Origin of the sequence: Pantoea sp. S62 (assembly GCF_016658625.1) — a bacterium.
In the GTDB taxonomy this organism is placed as follows: Bacteria; Pseudomonadota; Gammaproteobacteria; order Enterobacterales; family Enterobacteriaceae; genus Pantoea; species Pantoea vagans.
Window position 1 is genome coordinate 1 of sequence record NZ_JACVVI010000046.1, and the last position, 598, is coordinate 598.

The window sequence follows — 598 nt, forward strand, 5'->3', positions numbered from 1 at the left end:
GTCTGTCCCTTATCCTTTATCCCGCCGTCCCCGCCCTGCACGCCGCCGTAATACCCCCCCTGCGGAGGACTGGCGGTGTAGCCCGGGATCACTGACGCCGGGTCGGTCCCCTTCGCCGCAGCGGTGCCCTGCCCCTTATTTGAGCCGGCATATCCCGCACCCGCGTTGTAAGCGTCACTCGTCGCATCAGCGAATGCGCCGGACGCCATCAGACATAAAGAAAGCAGCAGGGCACGCTTCATTTCGTACCCTCCGCATCCTGCAGCAGCTGCGCGGCCGTACTGCCACAGTCACCGCGCTGCTTAACCTCTTCGAGCGCCTGCTTAACCGGCAGGCTGCCGTAGATGACGTCCGACTGACTGCCACAGGTAACGACGAGCGCCGGCACGGCCCGGATGTTGTATTTCTCATACAGGGTCGGGTCAATCTGCACCCCGGCCTGCTTATCTTTTTTAGACAGTTCAAACATCGTCTCAGCGGTCTGACGGAAGTCGTTGTTCAGCAGGCCGCGCAGCGTGGCCGGTATGCCGAAGCGGCGGGCGTCCGCAAGCATCGGCAGCAGCCCCTCCTCCGGGATACCCAGGCTCACGAAATACAC

1 protein-coding gene and 1 pseudogene are annotated in these 598 nt (G+C 62.7%); both read right to left on the reverse strand.

Annotation, left to right across the window (positions count from 1 at the left end):
- Nucleotides 1–242, reverse strand: a pseudogene (locus tag IBT54_RS24855) (conjugal transfer protein TraN); the annotation flags it as partial.
- A partial coding sequence (gene trbC / locus IBT54_RS24860; protein WP_201253326.1) for a type-F conjugative transfer system pilin assembly protein TrbC occupies nucleotides 239–598 on the reverse strand: 360 nt, incomplete at its 5' end. The gene trbC and the pseudogene IBT54_RS24855, both read right to left, overlap by 4 nt.